30 protein-coding genes are annotated in these 18,390 nt (G+C 58.9%); 28 read left to right on the forward strand and 2 right to left on the reverse strand.

What is annotated here, in order from left to right:
• Nucleotides 1-63 precede the first annotated feature (63 nt).
• Complete coding sequence (locus B2P82_RS01825) at nucleotides 64-477, reverse strand: GtrA family protein (protein ID WP_290494767.1); 414 nt, start codon at nucleotides 475-477, stop codon at nucleotides 64-66.
• 160 nt (nucleotides 478-637) lie between these two features.
• Between B2P82_RS01825 and B2P82_RS01830 the strand changes: the two genes are divergently transcribed.
• On the forward strand, nucleotides 638-1,387 hold the full coding sequence (locus tag B2P82_RS01830; RefSeq protein ID WP_290494769.1) for a sulfotransferase family protein: 750 nt from the start codon (nucleotides 638-640) through the stop codon (nucleotides 1,385-1,387).
• Between the two features lie 47 nt (nucleotides 1,388-1,434).
• On the opposite strand, the gene B2P82_RS01835 is transcribed toward B2P82_RS01830, so the two are convergent.
• Complete coding sequence (locus tag B2P82_RS01835; RefSeq protein WP_290494771.1) at nucleotides 1,435-2,742, reverse strand: tetratricopeptide repeat protein; 1,308 nt, start codon at nucleotides 2,740-2,742, stop codon at nucleotides 1,435-1,437.
• 193 nt (nucleotides 2,743-2,935) lie between these two features.
• On the opposite strand from B2P82_RS01835, the gene B2P82_RS01840 reads away from it, so the two are divergent.
• From B2P82_RS01840 to B2P82_RS01970, 27 genes are all read left to right on the forward strand, one after another.
• The gene (locus tag B2P82_RS01840) at nucleotides 2,936-4,621 is read left to right on the forward strand and encodes a bifunctional helix-turn-helix transcriptional regulator/alpha/beta hydrolase (protein WP_290494773.1); all 1,686 of its coding nucleotides are present in this window, start codon (nucleotides 2,936-2,938) and stop codon (nucleotides 4,619-4,621) included.
• A 263-nt stretch (nucleotides 4,622-4,884) separates the two neighbouring features.
• Nucleotides 4,885-5,205 (forward strand): 30S ribosomal protein S10, encoded by a 321-nt coding sequence (gene rpsJ / locus B2P82_RS01845; RefSeq protein WP_027836784.1) that lies wholly within the window; start codon nucleotides 4,885-4,887, stop codon nucleotides 5,203-5,205.
• Complete coding sequence (rplC, locus tag B2P82_RS01850) at nucleotides 5,205-5,984, forward strand: 50S ribosomal protein L3 (protein ID WP_206992492.1); 780 nt, start codon at nucleotides 5,205-5,207, stop codon at nucleotides 5,982-5,984. The genes rpsJ and rplC overlap by 1 nt, the downstream gene beginning before the upstream one ends.
• Nucleotides 5,984-6,625: a 50S ribosomal protein L4 gene (gene rplD, locus B2P82_RS01855; RefSeq protein ID WP_034814212.1), complete on the forward strand. Its 642-nt coding sequence runs from the start codon at nucleotides 5,984-5,986 to the stop codon at nucleotides 6,623-6,625. Before rplC ends, rplD begins: the two co-directional genes overlap by 1 nt.
• A gap of 2 nt (nucleotides 6,626-6,627) precedes the next feature.
• Nucleotides 6,628-6,927: a 50S ribosomal protein L23 gene (locus B2P82_RS01860; protein ID WP_034814211.1), complete on the forward strand. Its 300-nt coding sequence runs from the start codon at nucleotides 6,628-6,630 to the stop codon at nucleotides 6,925-6,927.
• 18 nt (nucleotides 6,928-6,945) lie between these two features.
• Nucleotides 6,946-7,776: a 50S ribosomal protein L2 gene (rplB, locus tag B2P82_RS01865; RefSeq protein WP_034814210.1), complete on the forward strand. Its 831-nt coding sequence runs from the start codon at nucleotides 6,946-6,948 to the stop codon at nucleotides 7,774-7,776.
• 15 nt (nucleotides 7,777-7,791) lie between these two features.
• A complete protein-coding gene (gene rpsS, locus B2P82_RS01870) occupies nucleotides 7,792-8,070 on the forward strand; it encodes a 30S ribosomal protein S19 (RefSeq protein WP_034814209.1) in 279 nt (92 codons plus the stop codon).
• A gap of 2 nt (nucleotides 8,071-8,072) precedes the next feature.
• A complete protein-coding gene (gene rplV, locus B2P82_RS01875) occupies nucleotides 8,073-8,462 on the forward strand; it encodes a 50S ribosomal protein L22 (RefSeq protein ID WP_034814208.1) in 390 nt (129 codons plus the stop codon).
• Entirely contained in the window at nucleotides 8,462-9,199 is a 738-nt protein-coding gene (gene rpsC / locus B2P82_RS01880; protein ID WP_206992493.1) for a 30S ribosomal protein S3, read from the forward strand. Before rplV ends, rpsC begins: the two co-directional genes overlap by 1 nt.
• 3 nt (nucleotides 9,200-9,202) lie before the next feature.
• Nucleotides 9,203-9,619, forward strand: coding sequence for a 50S ribosomal protein L16 (gene rplP / locus B2P82_RS01885; protein ID WP_034814206.1), 417 nt, complete (start codon nucleotides 9,203-9,205; stop codon nucleotides 9,617-9,619).
• Nucleotides 9,620-9,621: 2 nt separating this feature from the next.
• Nucleotides 9,622-9,822 (forward strand): 50S ribosomal protein L29, encoded by a 201-nt coding sequence (gene rpmC, locus B2P82_RS01890; protein ID WP_034814205.1) that lies wholly within the window; start codon nucleotides 9,622-9,624, stop codon nucleotides 9,820-9,822.
• A 10-nt stretch (nucleotides 9,823-9,832) separates the two neighbouring features.
• The gene (gene rpsQ / locus B2P82_RS01895) at nucleotides 9,833-10,078 is read left to right on the forward strand and encodes a 30S ribosomal protein S17 (RefSeq protein ID WP_034814204.1); all 246 of its coding nucleotides are present in this window, start codon (nucleotides 9,833-9,835) and stop codon (nucleotides 10,076-10,078) included.
• Nucleotides 10,075-10,443 (forward strand): 50S ribosomal protein L14, encoded by a 369-nt coding sequence (gene rplN / locus B2P82_RS01900; protein WP_034814203.1) that lies wholly within the window; start codon nucleotides 10,075-10,077, stop codon nucleotides 10,441-10,443. Before rpsQ ends, rplN begins: the two co-directional genes overlap by 4 nt.
• A 1-nt stretch (nucleotide 10,444) precedes the next feature.
• On the forward strand, nucleotides 10,445-10,762 hold the full coding sequence (gene rplX, locus B2P82_RS01905; protein WP_034814202.1) for a 50S ribosomal protein L24: 318 nt from the start codon (nucleotides 10,445-10,447) through the stop codon (nucleotides 10,760-10,762).
• Nucleotides 10,755-11,309, forward strand: a complete 555-nt coding sequence (gene rplE / locus B2P82_RS01910; RefSeq protein ID WP_034814200.1) for a 50S ribosomal protein L5 — start codon at nucleotides 10,755-10,757, stop codon at nucleotides 11,307-11,309. The genes rplX and rplE overlap by 8 nt, the downstream gene beginning before the upstream one ends.
• Before the next feature lie 19 nt (nucleotides 11,310-11,328).
• Nucleotides 11,329-11,634, forward strand: coding sequence for a 30S ribosomal protein S14 (gene rpsN / locus B2P82_RS01915; RefSeq protein ID WP_034814198.1), 306 nt, complete (start codon nucleotides 11,329-11,331; stop codon nucleotides 11,632-11,634).
• An 18-nt stretch (nucleotides 11,635-11,652) separates the two neighbouring features.
• Nucleotides 11,653-12,048, forward strand: coding sequence for a 30S ribosomal protein S8 (rpsH, locus tag B2P82_RS01920; protein ID WP_034814196.1), 396 nt, complete (start codon nucleotides 11,653-11,655; stop codon nucleotides 12,046-12,048).
• Nucleotides 12,049-12,058: 10 nt separating this feature from the next.
• Nucleotides 12,059-12,670 carry a 50S ribosomal protein L6 gene (gene rplF, locus B2P82_RS01925; protein ID WP_034814190.1) on the forward strand — a complete coding sequence of 204 codons (612 nt, stop codon included), beginning with the start codon at nucleotides 12,059-12,061 and terminating at the stop codon, nucleotides 12,668-12,670.
• Nucleotides 12,671-12,674: 4 nt separating this feature from the next.
• Nucleotides 12,675-13,037 (forward strand): 50S ribosomal protein L18, encoded by a 363-nt coding sequence (rplR, locus tag B2P82_RS01930; RefSeq protein ID WP_290494775.1) that lies wholly within the window; start codon nucleotides 12,675-12,677, stop codon nucleotides 13,035-13,037.
• An 11-nt stretch (nucleotides 13,038-13,048) separates the two neighbouring features.
• Entirely contained in the window at nucleotides 13,049-13,630 is a 582-nt protein-coding gene (gene rpsE, locus B2P82_RS01935; protein WP_034814187.1) for a 30S ribosomal protein S5, read from the forward strand.
• 14 nt (nucleotides 13,631-13,644) lie between these two features.
• Nucleotides 13,645-13,830, forward strand: a complete 186-nt coding sequence (rpmD, locus tag B2P82_RS01940) for a 50S ribosomal protein L30 (protein ID WP_034814186.1) — start codon at nucleotides 13,645-13,647, stop codon at nucleotides 13,828-13,830.
• A gap of 41 nt (nucleotides 13,831-13,871) precedes the next feature.
• Nucleotides 13,872-14,351 carry a 50S ribosomal protein L15 gene (rplO, locus tag B2P82_RS01945; RefSeq protein ID WP_034814184.1) on the forward strand — a complete coding sequence of 160 codons (480 nt, stop codon included), beginning with the start codon at nucleotides 13,872-13,874 and terminating at the stop codon, nucleotides 14,349-14,351.
• An 89-nt stretch (nucleotides 14,352-14,440) separates the two neighbouring features.
• Entirely contained in the window at nucleotides 14,441-15,799 is a 1,359-nt protein-coding gene (gene secY / locus B2P82_RS01950; protein ID WP_206992495.1) for a preprotein translocase subunit SecY, read from the forward strand.
• A complete protein-coding gene (locus B2P82_RS01955) occupies nucleotides 15,796-16,365 on the forward strand; it encodes an adenylate kinase (protein WP_034814181.1) in 570 nt (189 codons plus the stop codon). Before secY ends, B2P82_RS01955 begins: the two co-directional genes overlap by 4 nt.
• 144 nt (nucleotides 16,366-16,509) lie before the next feature.
• Nucleotides 16,510-16,878 carry a 30S ribosomal protein S13 gene (gene rpsM, locus B2P82_RS01960; protein WP_034814180.1) on the forward strand — a complete coding sequence of 123 codons (369 nt, stop codon included), beginning with the start codon at nucleotides 16,510-16,512 and terminating at the stop codon, nucleotides 16,876-16,878.
• Between the two features lie 11 nt (nucleotides 16,879-16,889).
• The gene (gene rpsK, locus B2P82_RS01965; RefSeq protein WP_034814179.1) at nucleotides 16,890-17,279 is read left to right on the forward strand and encodes a 30S ribosomal protein S11; all 390 of its coding nucleotides are present in this window, start codon (nucleotides 16,890-16,892) and stop codon (nucleotides 17,277-17,279) included.
• A gap of 60 nt (nucleotides 17,280-17,339) precedes the next feature.
• The gene (locus B2P82_RS01970; protein WP_206992497.1) at nucleotides 17,340-18,383 is read left to right on the forward strand and encodes a DNA-directed RNA polymerase subunit alpha; all 1,044 of its coding nucleotides are present in this window, start codon (nucleotides 17,340-17,342) and stop codon (nucleotides 18,381-18,383) included.
• The last annotated feature ends 7 nt before the right edge of the window (nucleotides 18,384-18,390 follow it).

Genomic DNA, 18,390 nt, shown 5'->3' on the forward strand with positions numbered 1-18,390 from the left:
CCCTGTTCCCATCAGGCAGTAATGAGAAGGCCGTCCCAAAAGGGGCGGCCTTTTTTATGGGCGTCAGGTGCGGGTGAAGACCCAGTATTTGTTGATCAGGAAATTGACCGTGAGCGATGCGGCCGCGCCCAATCCGAAATAGACGAGCGCCAGAAGCGAACCGGGCGAACGCATCAGTTCCAGTGCGCCGATGATGCCGACACGCACACAGAAGGCTGCGCCGAGCGAGGTCAGGTTGCGAACAAGCCGACCTGACGAAACGGTTGAACTGTCATGCCCGAACGTCCAGAATTCATGGACAAAATAGAAAACCAGCCCGGTCACGATGAAGGCGATCGCTGCCGACAGGGTAAGGCTGAGCTGGCCGCCAAGCCGCAATGCCATGGTCAGCGCCAGATCCATGCCGAAGGCCGCAATGCTGGCCAATCCATAGCGGACGGCCGGGCGGCTGAACAGGGAAGACAGGGGAGGCTTCATCGGGGGCCTTCGGATGAGGGGCAGGTGAGACCGAAGTGTCCGTGAAAAGCGTGAGGCCTTGGTTAAACAAGGTGAATCGCGCATTCACCCTGCAACACTTTGCGACACAAGAACCGCATTCCGGCAAAATCAGGCAAGACACCCGCGCTATTCCGGATACATGGCAAGACGCATCGATTTCATCATAGCCGGCGTTCAAAAGGCCGGCACCACGTCGCTGGACGCATATTTGCGCCAGCATCCCGATATCTGCATGGCAAAGAAGAAAGAACCGCACTTCTTCGACAGGCGCCCGCCAACGGGCATCCGCCCGCTGGACTACTGGCTGTATCATCGCCACTTCGATTGGAAGGCCTGGCGCGACGGGTGCATGCTGGGCGAGGCGACGCCGATCATCAGCTGGTGGAGCGGCGCGCTGGAACGGGTCTGGGTGTATAATCCCGATATCCAGATCATCGTGATCCTGCGCGATCCGGTGGAGCGTGCCTGGTCTCACTATCGCATGGATTGCCGGCTGGGACGCGAAACGCTGCCCTATCCGATTGCGATCCGCCAGGAGCGCGAACGCGCCCGCCGGGCCTTGCCAAATCAGGACCGGGAACGCTCGTACTTGGCGCGCAGCTATTACGCGCCTCAGATCCGGGAGCTGAGGCGGTTGTTTCCGGATGATCAGCTCCTGTTCCTGCGCAGCGAAGACCTCGCAGCCGATCCGCAGCGAGAGCTGGCCACGGTTTGCCAGTTCATGGGTTTGCCTGCGCGCAAATTTGACGTCTCCACCCAGTATAATGCGGCGCCCGAAGCCGACCGGATGAGTTCAGATGACCGGGACTATCTGCGCCGTGTCTTCGCGCACGACGCGGCCGAAACCCGCGCCCTTCTGGGCTGGGATCAAGGCGCATGGAGCGTGTGAGGGCAGGGTGGTGTGGCCCCGCCCTCTATCGCTCGTCGCTGGGTGTGTCAGCGACAAACGTTCCGATTGGCATTGTTATTCATCGTGCAATGCGCATAACGGTATTTCTCCCGTGTTTGCGCTGCGGCATCGGCGCTGCTGAGACCCTGGCTGACAGAGGTCGGCGCTCGTTCAATCGGCCGATAGGTTGACGTCGACCGGGCCGCATTGAAGCGGGCATTGGCGGACTTTATCGTCTGCATGTCCCGAGCCCAGGAATTGTCTTCGCCGGAGATGGCCAGGCCACGCCGACGCATTTCAGACCGGACGATGGAACCAACCGCTCCGGTCTGGAACCAGTGTTCGAGCACTTTGAGATCGTAGTCGTCTACCGATGACATACGCCCCGCATTCGAGGCGGCCATGACGGCTTGTTCTGCATAAACGGTGGAAGAGTAGACAGAGACGGCGGTGCCAACCGCGCCATTATAGTCTCCCGCATTCAGCATGGTCGCCATCTCTGCCTGGCGCGCTGCCTGCTTGGCATTCCATGCCTCGACTTCATCCACATAGCGACGCAGGTCTTTGGCATAGGCGCAGATCTTTTCGTGGCCAAGTTCGCAGGATTTCTCATACGGCCCGACGGCCATCTCATAGTCTCCAATGGTCGCGTAGATGCGGCCGAGATTGCCGCAGGATTCCTTGATGTTCGCGTCGCAATTGATCTCGGTCAGCTCAAGGGCGCGTTCTGCGTTGAAGGCGGGAGAATCCGGTTTGGCATACATAACTTCGGCCATGATGCAGTCCGCGGGCGAGGCAGTTGTTTTGCACGTCTTGTAAGCGAGCGGCGCACCACGGGTGAAATCAATAGTATCTGAATATTCCTCCCCCCGGCCATCATAAAAGAACTCGCCACCCCATTGGCATGCCTTCATCGACTCGTTGGCACAGCCCTTCTCAAAGGCGGCCAGGAGCCGCGGAATATCCTGTTCGCCCTTATCCGCGACGCCGAGAATCGCGAATGTGGCACTGCAAGCCTCCTCATGTCCCATTGTGCACGCGGTTTCATAGAGATCGATGCCGCGGCCCGGATCGACGGCGATGCCGTCCGCGCCCTTGCGGTACATGCCAGCGGTGTAGAAGCAGCCATCTGGAATGCCGAGTGTGCAGGCTTTCATGAACAGCTCAGCGGCCTTGGGCATGCTTCGCGTTAGCCCGCTCGCGCCTTGCGCATAGTCCGCGCCGGCATAGAAGCAGGCCTCGGCACCGCCTTTGGCGCAGGCCATCTCATTCGTTGAGGTCTGGGCGTGAGCAACTGCTCCGGGGAGCAAGGTGAGCAAGGCCAAGCCGGTCAGCCTGATCGCGGAAATCTTCATCAACTATCCTTTTCGAAGGCCGGATCCCCACCCAGCCGCGCGGAATGCCCGTCCTGAATAATCGCCTGAGCCGGTAGCGCGCATGCCCCCAAGGGGGGATAATGAAAAACTCTCCAGTTGAAGTCCTGACTTGCCGCGGGCGCGCGCCTGTCTAGAATGACCTACTGTCTTCCGCTTGTGTTCCAGAGCCTGCATGTCCTTAACCAATCGCTATTTCGATATGCTGGGCGCGGCGTACGAAGTACCATCCGAAGCCGATCGGTTCGACGCGTTCCTGAATGCGGCGATGGCCTATTTCTTTGAAGAAGAGGAAGCAGCGCAAGTCGCACAGGACGTGCCCCGGCATTTCGGCGACGACGACATGCTGGACACGCATGGCGACCGCATAAGCGCGCTGATCGAGGAAGCATCCCGGCGGGAAACGGCTCAAAGCGAACGCTTCCATGCAGCGCTCGATGTTTCTGCTCGAACCGGACAGGTGACAGGCAATGCGGCGGCTGCGCAGTTGACGGGGATGCGCTTTCCCTGCGCGCTCGACGAATTGCCGCTCGATCCGATGGCGCGGGCGGAAATCCGCAAGACCATGCGGTCGACCGAACCTCAGAAGCAGGACCGGATTATCCTGGCCAATGTCGAGACGCCTCAGGTCCGGGCCTGTCTCGGGCTGATCCAGCGTCCAAAGGATCTGGCGGACCGGGTCCATGTCTCCTTGTCCTACATTGACTGGTCGGAGCCACTGATGGAGCGGTTAAAAGAGGCGTTTGGACTGACCACCAGCGAGACTGAAGTGCTGGAAGGCTATCTGGCGAATCTAAGCCAGAAGGAGATTGCGCAGCAGCGGGGGCGGGCGCTGGAAACAATCAAAGGCCAGTCAAAGAGCATATTGAGAAAAACTGGCTGTGGTCGGATGTCGGATGTGGTCCAGTTGTGTGCCAGCATCGCCTTTCTGATGCGACAACTGCCACAGCAGCTTGCCCCGCCCAGCGCCGAAGTATGGGCGACACCACAGGCGGGCCTCTCGTTGTTGGACCGGCCGGGCGGTCGCAAGCTGGCCTGGTACAAGGCCGGGCAGGGCGCGCGCGCGATCCTGTTTGTCCACGGCTATCTTCAGGGGCCGTTCTTCACGCAGGATTTCCTTGAACGCCTCACAGCATCCGGCCTCCATCTGGTGGCGCCGTCGCGCCCGGGCTTTGGATATACGAGCCCGAGCCGGTCACGGGCTGATTTCGACAGGACGGTGGTGGAAGACGCGGTTGCACTGGTGGAGCATCTGGGGCTGGAGCGGATCAGCTTGTGTGTTCACCAAGGAGGCTCGTCGCATGCGTTCCGGATTGCCCGCGCGCTGGGTGACCGGCTCAGCGACATGTTGGTCGTCGGCGGCGGCATTCCGATTGATGAGGCCGTGCACCTCGCGCACATGGACCCGCAGACCAAGTTTGCTGCCATGGCCACCCGTCATGCGCCGTCCATCATGAAAATGGTGATGTCGGTGGGCTTGCCCGTATATCGGCGGCGCGGGACGAAAGCGTTTCTGACGACACAATTCCAGAAGTCTCCTCTCGATCTGGCGACATTGAAAGACCCGTCCCTGATGAAGGTACAAGCAGAGGGGCTCTATCACGCCGTCGAGCAGGGGGCTGAAGCCTGGATTCGGGATGGCTCTGCGGCAATGGCAGACTGGTCTGAAGATATGGACGCCGTGACGGCACCGCAGGTCTGGTTGCAGGCAGGGGGCGACACGATCATCTCGGCCGATCAGGTTGCGGCGCATATGGACAAGCGGCCGAATGTCGATTTTCGGATACTGCCGGGACACGCCGTGAATATCCTGCACACGGCGGCAGTGGACGTGTGCGCCGCGCTTGCCAATTTGGCTTGATCCGCCTGAGGGGAGATGGCGGAGGAAAGCGTCCGCAGCGGCGCCTGTTTCCGGACCTGCGAGCCTGTGAGTCTTTCTGCATAAAAGCTTCACGACTCAGTTGACGCGGGCCTATCGATCCCATAAACCCCCGACTTCGCCGGGATGGCAGCGCTTTATAGAGCGAACGCTCCCTCGAAACAGACAATTTAATCCCACGCTACGCCCTGGCGCACTTCTGCGCCACGTTGGGGCTAACGTGTTTTGTGCGGACGGACCGAACGATGGAACGACAAAATATCCGGATCAGGCTCAAGGCCTTCGATCACCGCGCCCTCGACATGTCGGCGAAAGAGATTGTGAGCACGGCCAAGCGCACCGGCGCTGAGGTCAAAGGCCCGATCCCGCTGCCGACCCGTATCGAGCGCTTCACCGTGAACCGCTCGCCGCACATCGACAAGAAGTCGCGCGAGCAGTTTGAAATCCGGACCCATAAGCGGATCCTCGACATTGTAGACCCGACCCCGCAGACGGTGGACGCGCTGATGAAGCTCGACCTGTCGTCCGGCGTTGGCATTGAAATCAAACTTGAGGGAGGCCGCTAATGGCTCTGCCAGCACCCCGTTCCGGCGTGCTTGCCCGCAAGGTTGGCATGACACGCGTATTTGACGAGAGCGGCCGCCACGTGCCGGTCACCGTCCTGTCGCTTGATGGCTGCCAGGTTGTTGGCGTGCGCACTGAAGAAGAGCGCGCCGTGAAGACCAAGAAGGGTGGCGACGTCACCCGCACGGACGGCTACCAGGCTGTCATTCTCGGCATCGGCGAAAAGAAAGCCAAGCGCACGTCCAAGGCGCTGCGTGGCCAGTTCGCAAAAGCCGGCGTCGCGCCGAAGCGCAAGCTGCGCGAATTCCGCGTCTCTGGCGACCTGCCGGAAGTTGGCGCTGAAGTCCTGGCTGACCATTTCGTTCCGGGTCAGAAAGTTGACATTGCCGGCATCACGATCGGTAAGGGTTTTGCCGGTGCGATGAAGCGCTGGAACTTTGGTGGTCTGCGCGCCACGCACGGTGTGTCCATCTCTCACCGTTCGCACGGTTCGACGGGTATGAACCAGGATCCGGGCCGCGTGTTCAAGAACAAGAAAATGGCCGGTCATTACGGCGTTGAGCGTGTCACCACCCAGAACATGGAAGTGGTGCGCACCGACGTTGAGCGCGGCCTCATCCTGGTCAAGGGCGCTGTGCCTGGCCACGACGGCAGCTATGTTGAAGTCCGCGACGCGGTGAAGAAGCCTCTTCCGGCCGACGCACCAGCGGCTGGCTCCTTCAAGGCAGCGAGCGCGGCTGCCGCGCCAGCAGCTGAAGCAACTCAAGAGGGTGCTGAATAATGGAACTCGCAGTCAAAACCCTTGCCGGCAAAGCCGCTGGAAACATCACGGTTGATGATGCCATCTTCGGCATCGAAGACATCCGTGGTGACATCCTGCAGCGCACGGTTCGCTGGCAGCTGGCCAAGCGCCAGGCTGGTACGCACAAGACCCAGACCCGCGGCGAAGTCAGCCGCACCACGAAGAAGTACATCCGCCAGAAAGGTTCCGGCGGCGCGCGTCACGGTTCCCGGAATGCGCCGATCTTTGTTGGTGGTTCTGTTGCGCACGGACCAAAAGTCCGCAGCCACGCTCACGACCTGCCTAAAAAGGTCCGCAAGATGGCTCTGGCTCACGCCCTGTCTTCCAAGGTGAAGGCGGATGCGGTCATCGTGCTGGACGAGGCGATCCTGTCGGCTCCGAAAACGAAAGAGCTGGTCGGTCAGTTCGCAGGTCTCGGTATCGAGAACGCGCTGATCATCTCCGGCACGACCGTGGACGAGAATTTCGCCAAGGCAGCTCGCAACATTCCGAACGTCGACGTGCTGCCGGTTGCTGGCCTGAATGTCTATGACATCCTGCGCCGCAAGAAGCTCGTCATCACCAAGGAAGCGGCCGAAGGCATCAAGGCCCGTTTCGATGGCGCGAAGGAGGCTAAGTAATCATGGCCGACGTAAAAGAACATCACTACGACGTCATCCGTCGCCCACTGATCACCGAGAAATCGACTCTGGTGGCTGAAGACAACAAGATTGTCTTCGAAGTGGCGATCGACGCTGACAAGAAAGCGATCAAGGACGCTGTCGAGGCGCTCTTCAAGGTCGAAGTAACCAAGGTCAACACTCTGGTCCAAAAGGGCAAGACGAAGCGTTTTCGTGGCTATGAAGGTCGTCGCAACGACATGAAAAAAGCCATCGTGACGCTCGCCGAGGGTCAGTCCGTCGACATCACGACGGGCCTCTAGGGGAGAAGGACGAGAAACATGGCACTTAAGACTTTCAATCCAACCTCCCCAGGGCGTCGCCAGCTTGTGCTGGTGGACAAGTCCGACCTTCACAAGGGCAAGCCCGTCAAGGCGCTGACCGAAGGTCTGACCAAGAAGGGTGGACGCAACAATACGGGTCGTATCACGGCTCGCCGCATCGGTGGCGGCGCCAAGAAGCTGTACCGCAAGGTCGACTTCAAGCGTAACCGCTGGGACATGCCGGCAACTGTTGAGCGTCTGGAATACGACCCGAACCGCACGGCTTTCATCGCACTGATCAAGTACGAAGACGGCCAGCTGTCCTACATCATCGCGCCACAGCGCCTTGAAGTCGGTGACACGGTGGTCACGTCCAAGACGGCTGACATCAAGCCGGGTAACACGCTTCCGCTGAAAAGCATTCCGGTCGGTACGATCATTCACAACATCGAGCTGAAGCCCCAGAAGGGCGCGCAGATGGTTCGCTCCGCTGGCACCTATGCCCAGCTGGTCGGTCGTGATGGTGGCTATGCCCAGATCAAGCTGACCTCCGGCGAACTTCGCATGGTGATGGACAGCTGCCTGGCAACGGTCGGCGCCGTGTCCAACCCGGACAACATGAACCAGGTTCTGTCCAAGGCAGGCCGCAAGCGTCACATGGGCAAGCGCCCGTCTGTCCGCGGTGTTGTCATGAACCCGGTCGACCACCCACACGGTGGTGGTGAAGGCAAGTCGTCCGGTGGACGTCACCCAGTGACGCCATGGGGCAAGAAAACACGCGGTCCCAAGACCCGTAAAAACAAGGCAACGGATCGTCTGATCATCCGTCGCCGTAACGCGAAACGCTAAGAGGAGCCGCAAGACATGCCACGTTCTGTCTGGAAAGGCCCGTTCGTAGACGGCTATCTGCTCAAGAAAGCAGAAGAAGCGCGCGCCTCTGAAAAGCGCGTTGTGATCAAGACCTGGTCGCGCCGTTCAACGATCCTGCCTAACTTTGTCGGCCTGAATTTCCAGGTCCACAATGGCAACAAATTCATCCCGGTTTCCGTCTCTGAGGAAATGGTCGGTCACAAGTTCGGCGAGTTCGCGCCAACGCGGTCCTACTATGGCCACGGTGCGGACAAGAAAGCGAAGAGGAAGTAGTCATGGCTAAAGCCAAGAATCCTCCGAAGCAGGCTTCGAATGAATCGCGCGCTGTTCTGCGCATGTACCGTTCAAGCCCGCAGAAGCTGAACCTTCTGGCTCAGCAGATCCGCGGCATGCCGGTCGAGCGTGCGCTGGCTCAGCTGCAGTTCTCGCCGAAGCGTCCTGCCCAGGATGTCCGCAAGCTGCTGCAGAGCGCCATCGCGAACGCCGAGAACAATCACGGCCTCGACATCGACAGCCTCGTCATTGCAGAAGCGCATGTCGGCAAGAACCTCGTGATGAAGCGTATTCGCGCCCGTGCTCGTGGCCGCGCTGCTCGCATCCAGAAGCCATTCTCGCAGATGACCATCATCCTGCGTGACACCTCAGTTGAAGCGGAGGCCGCATAATGGGTCAGAAAGTAAATCCGATCGGCCTGCGTCTGGGCATCAACCGGACGTCTGACAGCCGCTGGTATGCCGACACGGCCGACTTCGGTCGCCTGCTGCACGAAGACATCGCGATCCGCAAGGAAATCCGCAAGCGTCTGAAGCAAGCCGGCATTTCGAAGATCATCATCGAGCGTCCGCACAAGAAATGCCTTATCACGATCCACACGGCACGTCCGGGTCTCGTGATCGGCAAGAAGGGCGGCGACATCGAAGCCCTTCGCAAAGTTCTGTCGAAGATGACGACCGACGAAGTTCGCGTGAACCTGGTCGAAATCCGCAAGCCGGAAATCGATGCCACGCTGATCGCCGACGACATTGCTCGCCAGCTTGAGCGCCGTGCCTCGTTCCGTCGCACCATGAAGCGGGCCATCCAGTCCGCCATGCGCCTCGGCGCTGACGGTGTGAAGATCATGGTGTCCGGTCGTCTTGGCGGCGCAGAGATTGCGCGGACCGAGAAGTATGCAGAAGGCTCCGTGCCGCTGCACACGCTGCGCGCCGACATTGATTACGGCACTGCAGAAGCGGCCACCACTTACGGCATCATCGGCATCAAGGTCTGGGTCTACAAAGGCGAGATCATGGAGCACGACCCGATGGCTCAGGACAAGCGTCTGGAATCTTCCGGCCAGTCCCGTGCACGTGCCAATGCAAACCAGCGCGGACCGGCCACCGGCGCGCAAGCCTCCGGAGCGTAAGAGATGCGTCAACCGAAGCGAACCAAATTCCGTAAGGCCTTCAAGGGCCAGATCCGGGGCAATGCCAAGGGCGGTTCATCGCTGGCATTCGGCGAGTTTGGCCTGAAGGCTCTCGAGCCGGAACGGGTCACCGCGCGCCAGATCGAGGCAACCCGTCGGGCTGTCACGCGTCACATGAAGCGTCAGGGCAAAGTGTGGATCCGTGTATTCCCGGACCTGCCAGTGTCGGCAAAGCCGATTGAAGTCCGGATGGGTAAAGGTAAAGGCTCTGTCGACCGTTGGGTCGCCCGTGTCGCACCTGGCCGCATCCTGTTCGAAATCGACGGCGTGTCTGAGGATGTCGCACGCGAGGCCCTGCGCCTTGGCGCTGCGAAGCTTCCGATCAAGACGAAAGTCGTCAAGCGGATTGAGGGTATCTGATCATGAAAGCCCAAGATGTAAGAACGAAAAGCCTCGACCAGCTCAAGGATGAGCTCGTCAAGCTGAAGAAAGAGCAGTTCAACCTGCGTTTCCAGACGGCCACCGGCCAACTGGAGAAAACGGCCCGAGTGAAGGAAGTCCGCCGCGATATTGCACGCGTCAAGACGATCCTTCGCGAAAAAGCCGAAGCAGGTCAGGCGTAGGAGAGAGATCATGCCAAAGCGTATTATGGAAGGCGTCGTGGTCTCTGCCAAGCAGAACAAGACCGCAATCGTCCGTGTAGAGCGGACCTTCACCCACTCTGTGATGAAGAAGATTGTTCGCCGCTCTAAGAAGTATCACGCCCACGACGAAGCCAATGCGGCTGTCGAGGGTCAAATTGTAACGATCCAGGAGTGCGTTCCGCATTCCAAACTGAAACGCTGGGAACTTGTGACCGGCGGGGAAGGTGACGCATGATCCAGATGCAATCAAACCTTCGCGTCGCCGACAATTCCGGCGCGCGCCGCGTTCAGTGCATCAAGGTGCTGGGTGGCGCAGGCCGCCGGTATGCATCGGTTGGTGACGTGATCGTGGTGTCCATCAAGGAAGCAATTCCTACGGGCCGTGTGAAAAAGGGTGACGTCCGCAAGGCTGTCGTCGTTCGCGTGGCAAAGGACATCAACCGCCCGGATGGCACAACCATTCGTTTCGACTCAAACGCTGCCGTTCTCATCAATACCAATGGTGAGCCAATCGGCACTCGTGTGTTTGGCCCGGTCCCGCGTGAACTGCGCGGCAAGAACCAGGTCAAGATCGCGAACATGGCCCCGGAGGTCTTGTAAGATGGCTGCTAAGATCAAAAAAGGCGACTCCGTTGTCGTGATCGCAGGCCGCGACAAAGGTACCAAAGGCGAAGTGCTGAAAGTGCTGGTCGACGAGGATCGCGTTGTTGTGCGCGGTGTGAACGTCGTCAAGAAGCACCAGAAGCCGAGCCAGATGGACCCCGGTGGTCTGAAGTCTTTCGAAGCACCGATCCACGTTTCCAACGTGGCTCATGCCGATCCGCGCGACGGAAAAGCAGTGCGTGTTGGTTTCAAAACTGATGAGCATGGCCGCAAGACGCGCTTTGCCAAACGCTCAGGGGAGTCCATCGATGTCTAAGGCATACGAACCCCGTCTCAAGACGAAGTACCGTGAAGAGATCCGGGCCAAGCTGCAGGAGCAGTTCAAGTATTCGAACCCGATGAAGGTTCCGAAACTGGACAAGGTCGTGATCAATATGGGTGTCGGCGAAGCTGTCTCCGACTCCAAGAAGATCAAGGCTGCCCTGGCCGAGCTCGAACTGATCGCAGGCCAAAAGCCTGTCGCCACCAAGGCACGCAAGTCGATCGCTGGCTTCAAGCTGCGCGAAGGCATGCTGATCGGTGCGAAAGTGACCCTGCGCCGTGAGCGCATGTACGAGTTCCTTGACCGGCTCACCAATATTGCGCTGCCGCGCGTGAAGGATTTCCGTGGACTGAACGGAAAGAGCTTCGACGGCATGGGCAATTACGCCATGGGCCTCAAAGAACACATCGTTTTCCCGGAGATCAATTACGATCAGGTGGAAGATATTCGCGGTATGGACATCATCGTCTGCACCACGGCTGAAACCAACGAAGAAGCCAAGGCACTCCTCGCCGAGTGTGGCTTCCCGTTCCGGAACTAGCGCCAGGAGATCTGCTGATATGGCAAAGAAGAGCGCAATCGAGAAGAACAAGAAGCGTCAGAAGCTTGTCGAAAAGTACGCTGCAAAGCGTGCCGAGCTGAAGGCCGTCGCCATGAATGAGGACCTTTCACTGGAAGAGCGCTTCAAGGCACGTCTCAAGCTTGCTGAACTTCCACGTAACTCGGCCCCAAACCGTGTGCGTAATCGCTGTGAAGTAACCGGGCGTCCGCGCGGCTACTATCGCAAACTCAAAATGTCGCGGATCGCGCTGCGTGAGCTTGGCTCAAACGGTCAGATCCCCGGTCTCGTGAAGTCCAGCTGGTAAGAGAGGAGGATATCAAAGATGAACATTTCTGATCCCCTCGGAGATATGCTGACACGCATCCGCAACGCTCAGATGCGCGGCATGTCTAAAGTCGTCACGCCGTCTTCGAAACTTCGTATTCGCGTCCTGGAGGTTCTCATCAATGAGGGCTTCATCCGCGGCTACACCGAAGTTGAAAAAGACGGTCACAAGAATATTGATATCGAGCTGAAGTACTATGAAGGTCAGCCAGTGATCTCGGAGATCAAACGTGTCTCCAAGCCAGGTCGCCGGGTGTATTCTTCTGTCTCCGACATTCCGCTAGTGCGCAATGGTCTGGGCATTTCGATCCTTTCGACTTCGAAAGGCGTTATGTCTGACAATTCTGCCCGCAGCGAGAATGTAGGCGGCGAAGTGCTCTGCCGCGTATTCTAGGAGAGCTATCATGTCACGTATTGGTAAACTCCCGATCGAAGTTCCGAATGGCACGACCGTTTCGGTCGAAGGTCAGACGATCAAGGCAAAAGGCTCCAAGGGTGAGCTTTCGCTGGTCCTGTCTGAGCTGATCACGCCAAAGCTCGAGAACAACGAGCTGACCGTTTCGCCGCGCGAAGATCTCGTGCAGGCTGCAAATGACCGTATCGAGGCTGAAAAGGCTCGGGGTCGTCGCCTGCCAACCTTCGCTGAAGCCCTTGATTCCAAGGCCCGTACGCAGTGGGGCACCGCTCGTGCCCGCGCCGCGAACATGGTCGAAGGCGTTTCGAATGGATATTCGAAGACGCTGGAACTGGTTGGCGTTGGTTATCGTGCCCAAATGCAGGGTACCGATCTCAAGCTCGCACTCGGCTTCTCGCACGATGTGATCTTCAAGGCTCCGGACGGCATCAAGCTGGAAGCGCCGAAGCCAACCGAGATCATCGTCTCTGGTGCAGACAAACAGTCTGTTGGCCAGGTTGCTGCCGAACTCCGCGAATTCCGTCCGCCTGAGCCATACAAAGGCAAGGGTATCCGTTATCAGGGCGAATATGTCCGCCGCAAGGAAGGCAAGAAGAAGTAAGCCCATGAAAAGCTCACGCGATAAGATGCTGCGCCGCGCCCAGCGGGTTCGTACCAAGCTCCGCAAGGTTGCTGAGGGTCGTCCACGCCTGTCGGTTGCGCGCAGCCACAAGAATATCTCCGCCCAGATCATCGATGACGAAAAAGGCATTACGCTCGCTTCGGCTTCGACGCTGGAAAAGGATGTGCTCGGCTCGGCCAAGACCGGTGGTGACGCCGCTGCGGCTGCCCTCGTCGGCAAGACGCTCGCAGAGCGCGCGAGAGAAGCAGGCGTCGAAGACGTCGTCTTTGATCGTGGCGGTTACATGTTCCACGGCCGGGTGAAAGCCCTGGCAGACGCCGCCCGTGAGGGCGGTCTCAAATTCTAAGGAGAGGCCCTATGGCTGAAGAAAGAGGAAGAGGCCGCCGGAATCGCGATCGCGACGAGGAGCAGTCCGACATCGTCGACAAGCTGGTTGGTATCAACCGCGTCGCGAAGACGGTCAAAGGCGGTAAGAATTTCGGTTTTGCAGCCCTGGTTGTCGTTGGTGACCAGAAGGGCCGCGCAGGGTTCGGCAAGGGTAAAGCCCGCGAAGTGCCTGAAGCGATCCGCAAAGCCACAGAAGAAGCCAAGCGCAACATGGTTCGCGTGCCGCTTCGCGAAGGTCGCACTCTGCACCATGATGGCCGTGGCCGTCACGGCGCAGGCAAGGTTGTGCTGCGTGCAGCGCCTCCAGGTACCGGCGTGATCGCAGGTGGTCCGATGCGTGCTGTCATGGAAGTTCTGGGTGTTCAGGACGTGGTCGGCAAGTCGATCGGTTCCTCCAACCCTTACAACATGGTGCGTGCAACGTTTGATGCGCTTAAAGAGCAGAACAGCCCGCGGACCGTTGCGTCCAAGCGTGGCCTGAAGGTTCAGGATGTCGTCGGTCGCCGCAATGATGGCGCGTCCGAAGCCGGCATGGCTGACGCGACGAACTAGGGAAGGGCACGAAAATGGCTAAAAGCAAAGTCACTGTCCGCCAGGTTGGCAGCCCGATTGGCCGTCGTCCTGAGCAGCGCCAGACCCTGATGGGGCTGGGCCTGAACAAGGTCGGCCGCACCAAGGAACTCGAAGATACGCCGTCCGTGCGGGGCATGATCCGCAAGGTGGCTCACCTGGTTGAGGTGGTTGGCGAGTAATCGCCACCATTCGCAGCCGCACGATATCGAAAGATAGACCGATGAAACTGAACGAATTGTCTCCCGCTGAGGGCTCAACAAAGAACCGCCTGCGCGTTGGCCGCGGCGTCGGCTCTGGCAAGGGCAAGACGGCTGGTCGCGGTGTCAAAGGCCAAAAGGCTCGTTCCGGCGTTGCCGTGAATGGCTTTGAAGGCGGCCAGATGCCGATCTACATGCGTCTGCCAAAGCGCGGCTTCACGGCGCGTAACTCCAAGTCCCATGCCTGGGTGAACCTTGGCCGTCTCGGCAAGGCGATTGCCGCTGGCAAGCTGGATGCCAAGGATGTGACCGAAGAGTCGCTGGTGGCCGCTGGTCTGGTTCGCAATGTGCGCGATGGCGTGCGTCTGCTTGCCAAAGGTGACGCACCAAAGAATCTGAATATCACTGTGACAGGCGCCTCGAAGGCAGCTATTGAAGCTGTTGAGAAGGCTGGCGGTAAAGTCACCGTCACGGGGCCGGCTAAAGAGACTGCTGACGAATAATCGGCGGTTTTTACCGGTAACCCCTTCACAAATACTGTTTCGCCGCCGATTTAGGCGGCGAACGCTTTTTCAGGGAGGTCAAGCGGCCCATGGCGAATGCTGCCGAACAAATGGCTCGGAACATGAATTTCCGGAGCTTTGCAAAAGCCAAGGACCTGCAGAGCCGGATCCTGTTTACTCTCGGGATTTTGATCCTCTACCGGCTCGGGACGTTCATCCCGCTGCCGGGACTCGACCCGCAGCAATACGCCCAATTCTTCGAGAGCCAGTCCGATGGCTTGCTTGGCAACATGAACATGTTTGCCGGCGGCGCGGTGGAACGGATGGGTGTGTTCGCCCTGAACGTGATGCCTTACATCACGGCCTCGATCATCATCCAGATGCTGACCGCGACCTCTCCAACGCTTGAGAAGTTGAAGAAGGAAGGCGAGTCCGGCCGCAAGCAGATCAACCAGTATACGCGTTACCTCACACTGGGATTCGCGCTGGTCCAGTCCTTTGCAATTGCTGGCGGCCTTGCCGCTGTGCGCATTGAGGGCATCTCGTCCTGGTTCTTCATCCTGACCGGCGTTGTGACGCTGACCGGCGGCACGATGCTGCTGATGTGGATGGGTGAGCAGATCACGGCGCGCGGCATCGGCAACGGTATCTCGCTGATCATCTTCGCGGGCATTATCGCTGAAATGCCAAAGGCGATCTTCAACCTGATCTCGCAGGCGCGCACGACCTCTGTGAACGTGGCGTTTGTGGTGGCGATTGCGGCCATGGTGATCGCGCTGGTTGTCTTCATCGTCTTCATGGAGCGCTCGCAAAGGCGGCTGCTGATCCAGTATCCGAAGCGACAGCAGGCCCACGGTGTTGCCCAGGGCCAGAAGAGCTTCCTGCCGCTCAAGATCAACACGTCTGGTGTTATCCCGCCAATCTTCGCCTCTGCGCTGCTGATGCTGCCGCTGACGGCGGTGGGCTTCCTGGGTGGCAATCCGGCCGATGCCGAAGCCTCCGGCGCTGTGAGTGGCGTTCTGGGCTGGCTGGCGACGCATTTCGCGCCGGGTTCGTGGACCTACATCACGTCTTACGGGGCGATGGTGATCTTCTTTGCCTTCTTCTACACCTCCATCATGTTCAATCCGGAAGAGACGGCGGACAATCTGCGCAAGTATGGCGGATTTATTCCCGGTATCCGTCCTGGCTCGAACACGGCGGCCTATATCGACTATGTTTTGACCCGACTGACGACCATTGGGGCCCTGTACCTGATGTTCGTCTGTATCCTTCCTGAACTCCTGCGGCGATATTTCCCAGAGATACCTTTCTATATTGGCGGTACTTCTCTTCTGATCGTTGTATCTGTTACGATGGATACAGTGACACAGATTCAGTCGCATTTGATCGCGCACCAGTATGAGGGCATGATCAAGAAGTCGAAACTCGGGGGTCGTAAGAGATGAACCTAATTCTGTTCGGGCCGCCAGCGGCCGGAAAAGGCACGCAGGCGAAACGCCTGGTCGAAGAGCGGGGGTTCGTTCAACTCTCTACCGGTGACATGCTGCGCGCGGCGCGCGCGTCTGGCTCCGAGCTCGGCGAAAGAGTTGCCCAGATCATGGATGAAGGCAGCCTCGTTTCCGACGAGATCGTCATCGCCCTGATCGACGAGCAATTGGAAGTTCAGGCCGGCGCGCCGGGATTCATCTTTGATGGTTTCCCACGCACAGTCGGTCAGGCCGAAGCGCTGGATCGTCTACTCGAATCCCGCGGTGAAGCCGTCAATCGCGTGATCCGCATCCTTGTCGATGATGACAAGCTGCTGTCACGTGTCACCAAGCGGTTCGAAGAACAGGGCCGCAAGGATGACAATCCCGAGACGTTCTCGAAACGCCTCGAAAAATACTACGAAGATACAGCGCCTCTGGTGCCTATTTATGCCGAGCGTGGTATCCTCGTGGAAGTCGACGGAATGGGCTCAATCGAGGCGGTTGCAACCGCAATCGACGCGGCCCTGAAAGAGACGGCGTAAAGGTGGGATTCCGCGGTTGACGCGTTAATTTCCATCGTTATAAGCCTCGTTTCTTAGCTTTAGGCTTAATCGCCGGCGCGCAGGACGGATGTTTCCGCCTTGGCGCGCTCTTTATGTATGAACAGTCCGCTTAGGAGATCGGCCTTGGCCCGTATTGCAGGCGTTAACATCCCGACCAACAAGCGCGTGGAAATCGCGCTGCGGTACATTCATGGCATCGGCCCATCCATGGCCCGTGAGATCATCGAGAAGGTTGGCGTTGAGTCGACCCGTCGCGTGAACGAGCTGACGGATGCCGAAGTCATCAAGATCCGTGAAACGATCGATGCCGACTATCTCGTCGAAGGTGATCTTCGCCGCGATACGTCGATGAACATCAAGCGCCTGATGGATCTCGGTTCTTACCGTGGCCTGCGTCACCGCCGTAAACTGCCGGTTCGCGGTCAGCGTACGCACACCAACGCCCGTACCCGCAAGGGCCCGGCTAAGCCGATCGCCGGCAAGAAGAAATAGGATAGTCTTCAATGGCTCGTGAAACGACCCGCGTCCGCAAGAGAGAGCGCAAGAACATCACCTCTGGTGTTGTTCACGTGAACTCCAGCTTCAACAACACCATGGTCACCATCACGGATGCCCAGGGCAACACGATTTCGTGGTCGTCCTCCGGCATGATGGGCTTCAAGGGCTCGCGCAAGTCGACGCCTTACGCAGCCCAGATGGCGGCAGAAGATGCCGCAAAGAAGGCCATGGATCACGGTATGCAGACTGTTGAAGTCAGCGTGCGTGGACCAGGTTCGGGCCGCGAGAGCGCACTGCGCGCTCTTCAGGCTGCTGGCCTGACCGTTACGGCTATCACAGACACGACGCCAATTCCGCACAACGGATGCCGCCCACCAAAGCGCCGCCGCGTCTAGTTCGTATTTATTGGCGGCATAATTTCATGTCGCCTGACCCATTCTGAGGATCCGTCGCCCATGGCAGACATCGAACCCACCAACGTCAACGACCGTAACTGGAAAGTGCTGATCCGCCCGAACCGTCCTGTCGTCCAGGCCGGATACGATGCCAAGCGCAAAGCCAAGCTCGTCATTGAGCCGCTGGAGCGTGGCTATGGTACGACTCTCGGCAACGCGCTGCGTCGCGTTCTGCTGTCGTCCCTGCAAGGTGCTGCGATCATCGGCGTTCAGATCGACAATGTCGTTCACGAATTCTCTGCGATCCAGGGTGTTCGCGAAGACGTCACGACAATCGTGCTGAACCTGAAGCAGGTTGCGATCTTCATGGAGAGCGACACGCCAAAGCGAATGGTGCTGAAGGCGAAAGGTCCGGGCGAAGTCAAAGCCGGCCAGATCGAAACCTCCGGTGACACCAAGATCCTGAACCCGGATCTCGTGATCTGTACTCTGGATGATGGCGCTGAAGTGCGCATGGAATTCACCGTTGCGACCGGCAAGGGCTATGTCCCGGCCGAGGCGCACCGTCCGGAAGATGCACCAATCGGTTATATTCCGATTGACGCGATTTACAGCCCGGTCCGCCGCGTCGGCTATCAGGTCGAAGACACCCGTGAGGGTACTGTTCTCGACTATGACAAACTGACCCTCGACATCGAGACAGACGGGTCTGTCACGCCGGAAGATTCCGTGGCCTATGCCGCGCGTATCCTGCAGGATCAGCTGCAACTGTTCATCAACTTCGAAGAGCCGACCGTGGAAACGGGCGCACAGACAGAAGAAACCGATCTCGGCTTCAACCCTGTCCTGCTCAAGAAAGTCGACGAGCTTGAACTGTCCGTTCGCTCGGCAAACTGCCTGAAGAACGACAACATTGTTTACATTGGTGACCTCATCCAGAAGTCCGAAGCAGAGATGCTGCGCACGCCGAACTTCGGCCGCAAATCCCTGAACGAGATCAAGGAAGTCCTCGCCGGTCTTGGTCTGCACCTCGGCATGGAAGTGCCGGATTGGCCGCCGGAAGACATCGAAGGCCTCGCCAAGAAATACGACGACCACCTCTAGCCCACTG

It is taken from the genome of Hyphomonas sp. UBA4494, assembly GCF_002388935.1.
Lineage (GTDB): Bacteria > Pseudomonadota > Alphaproteobacteria > Caulobacterales > Hyphomonadaceae > Hyphomonas.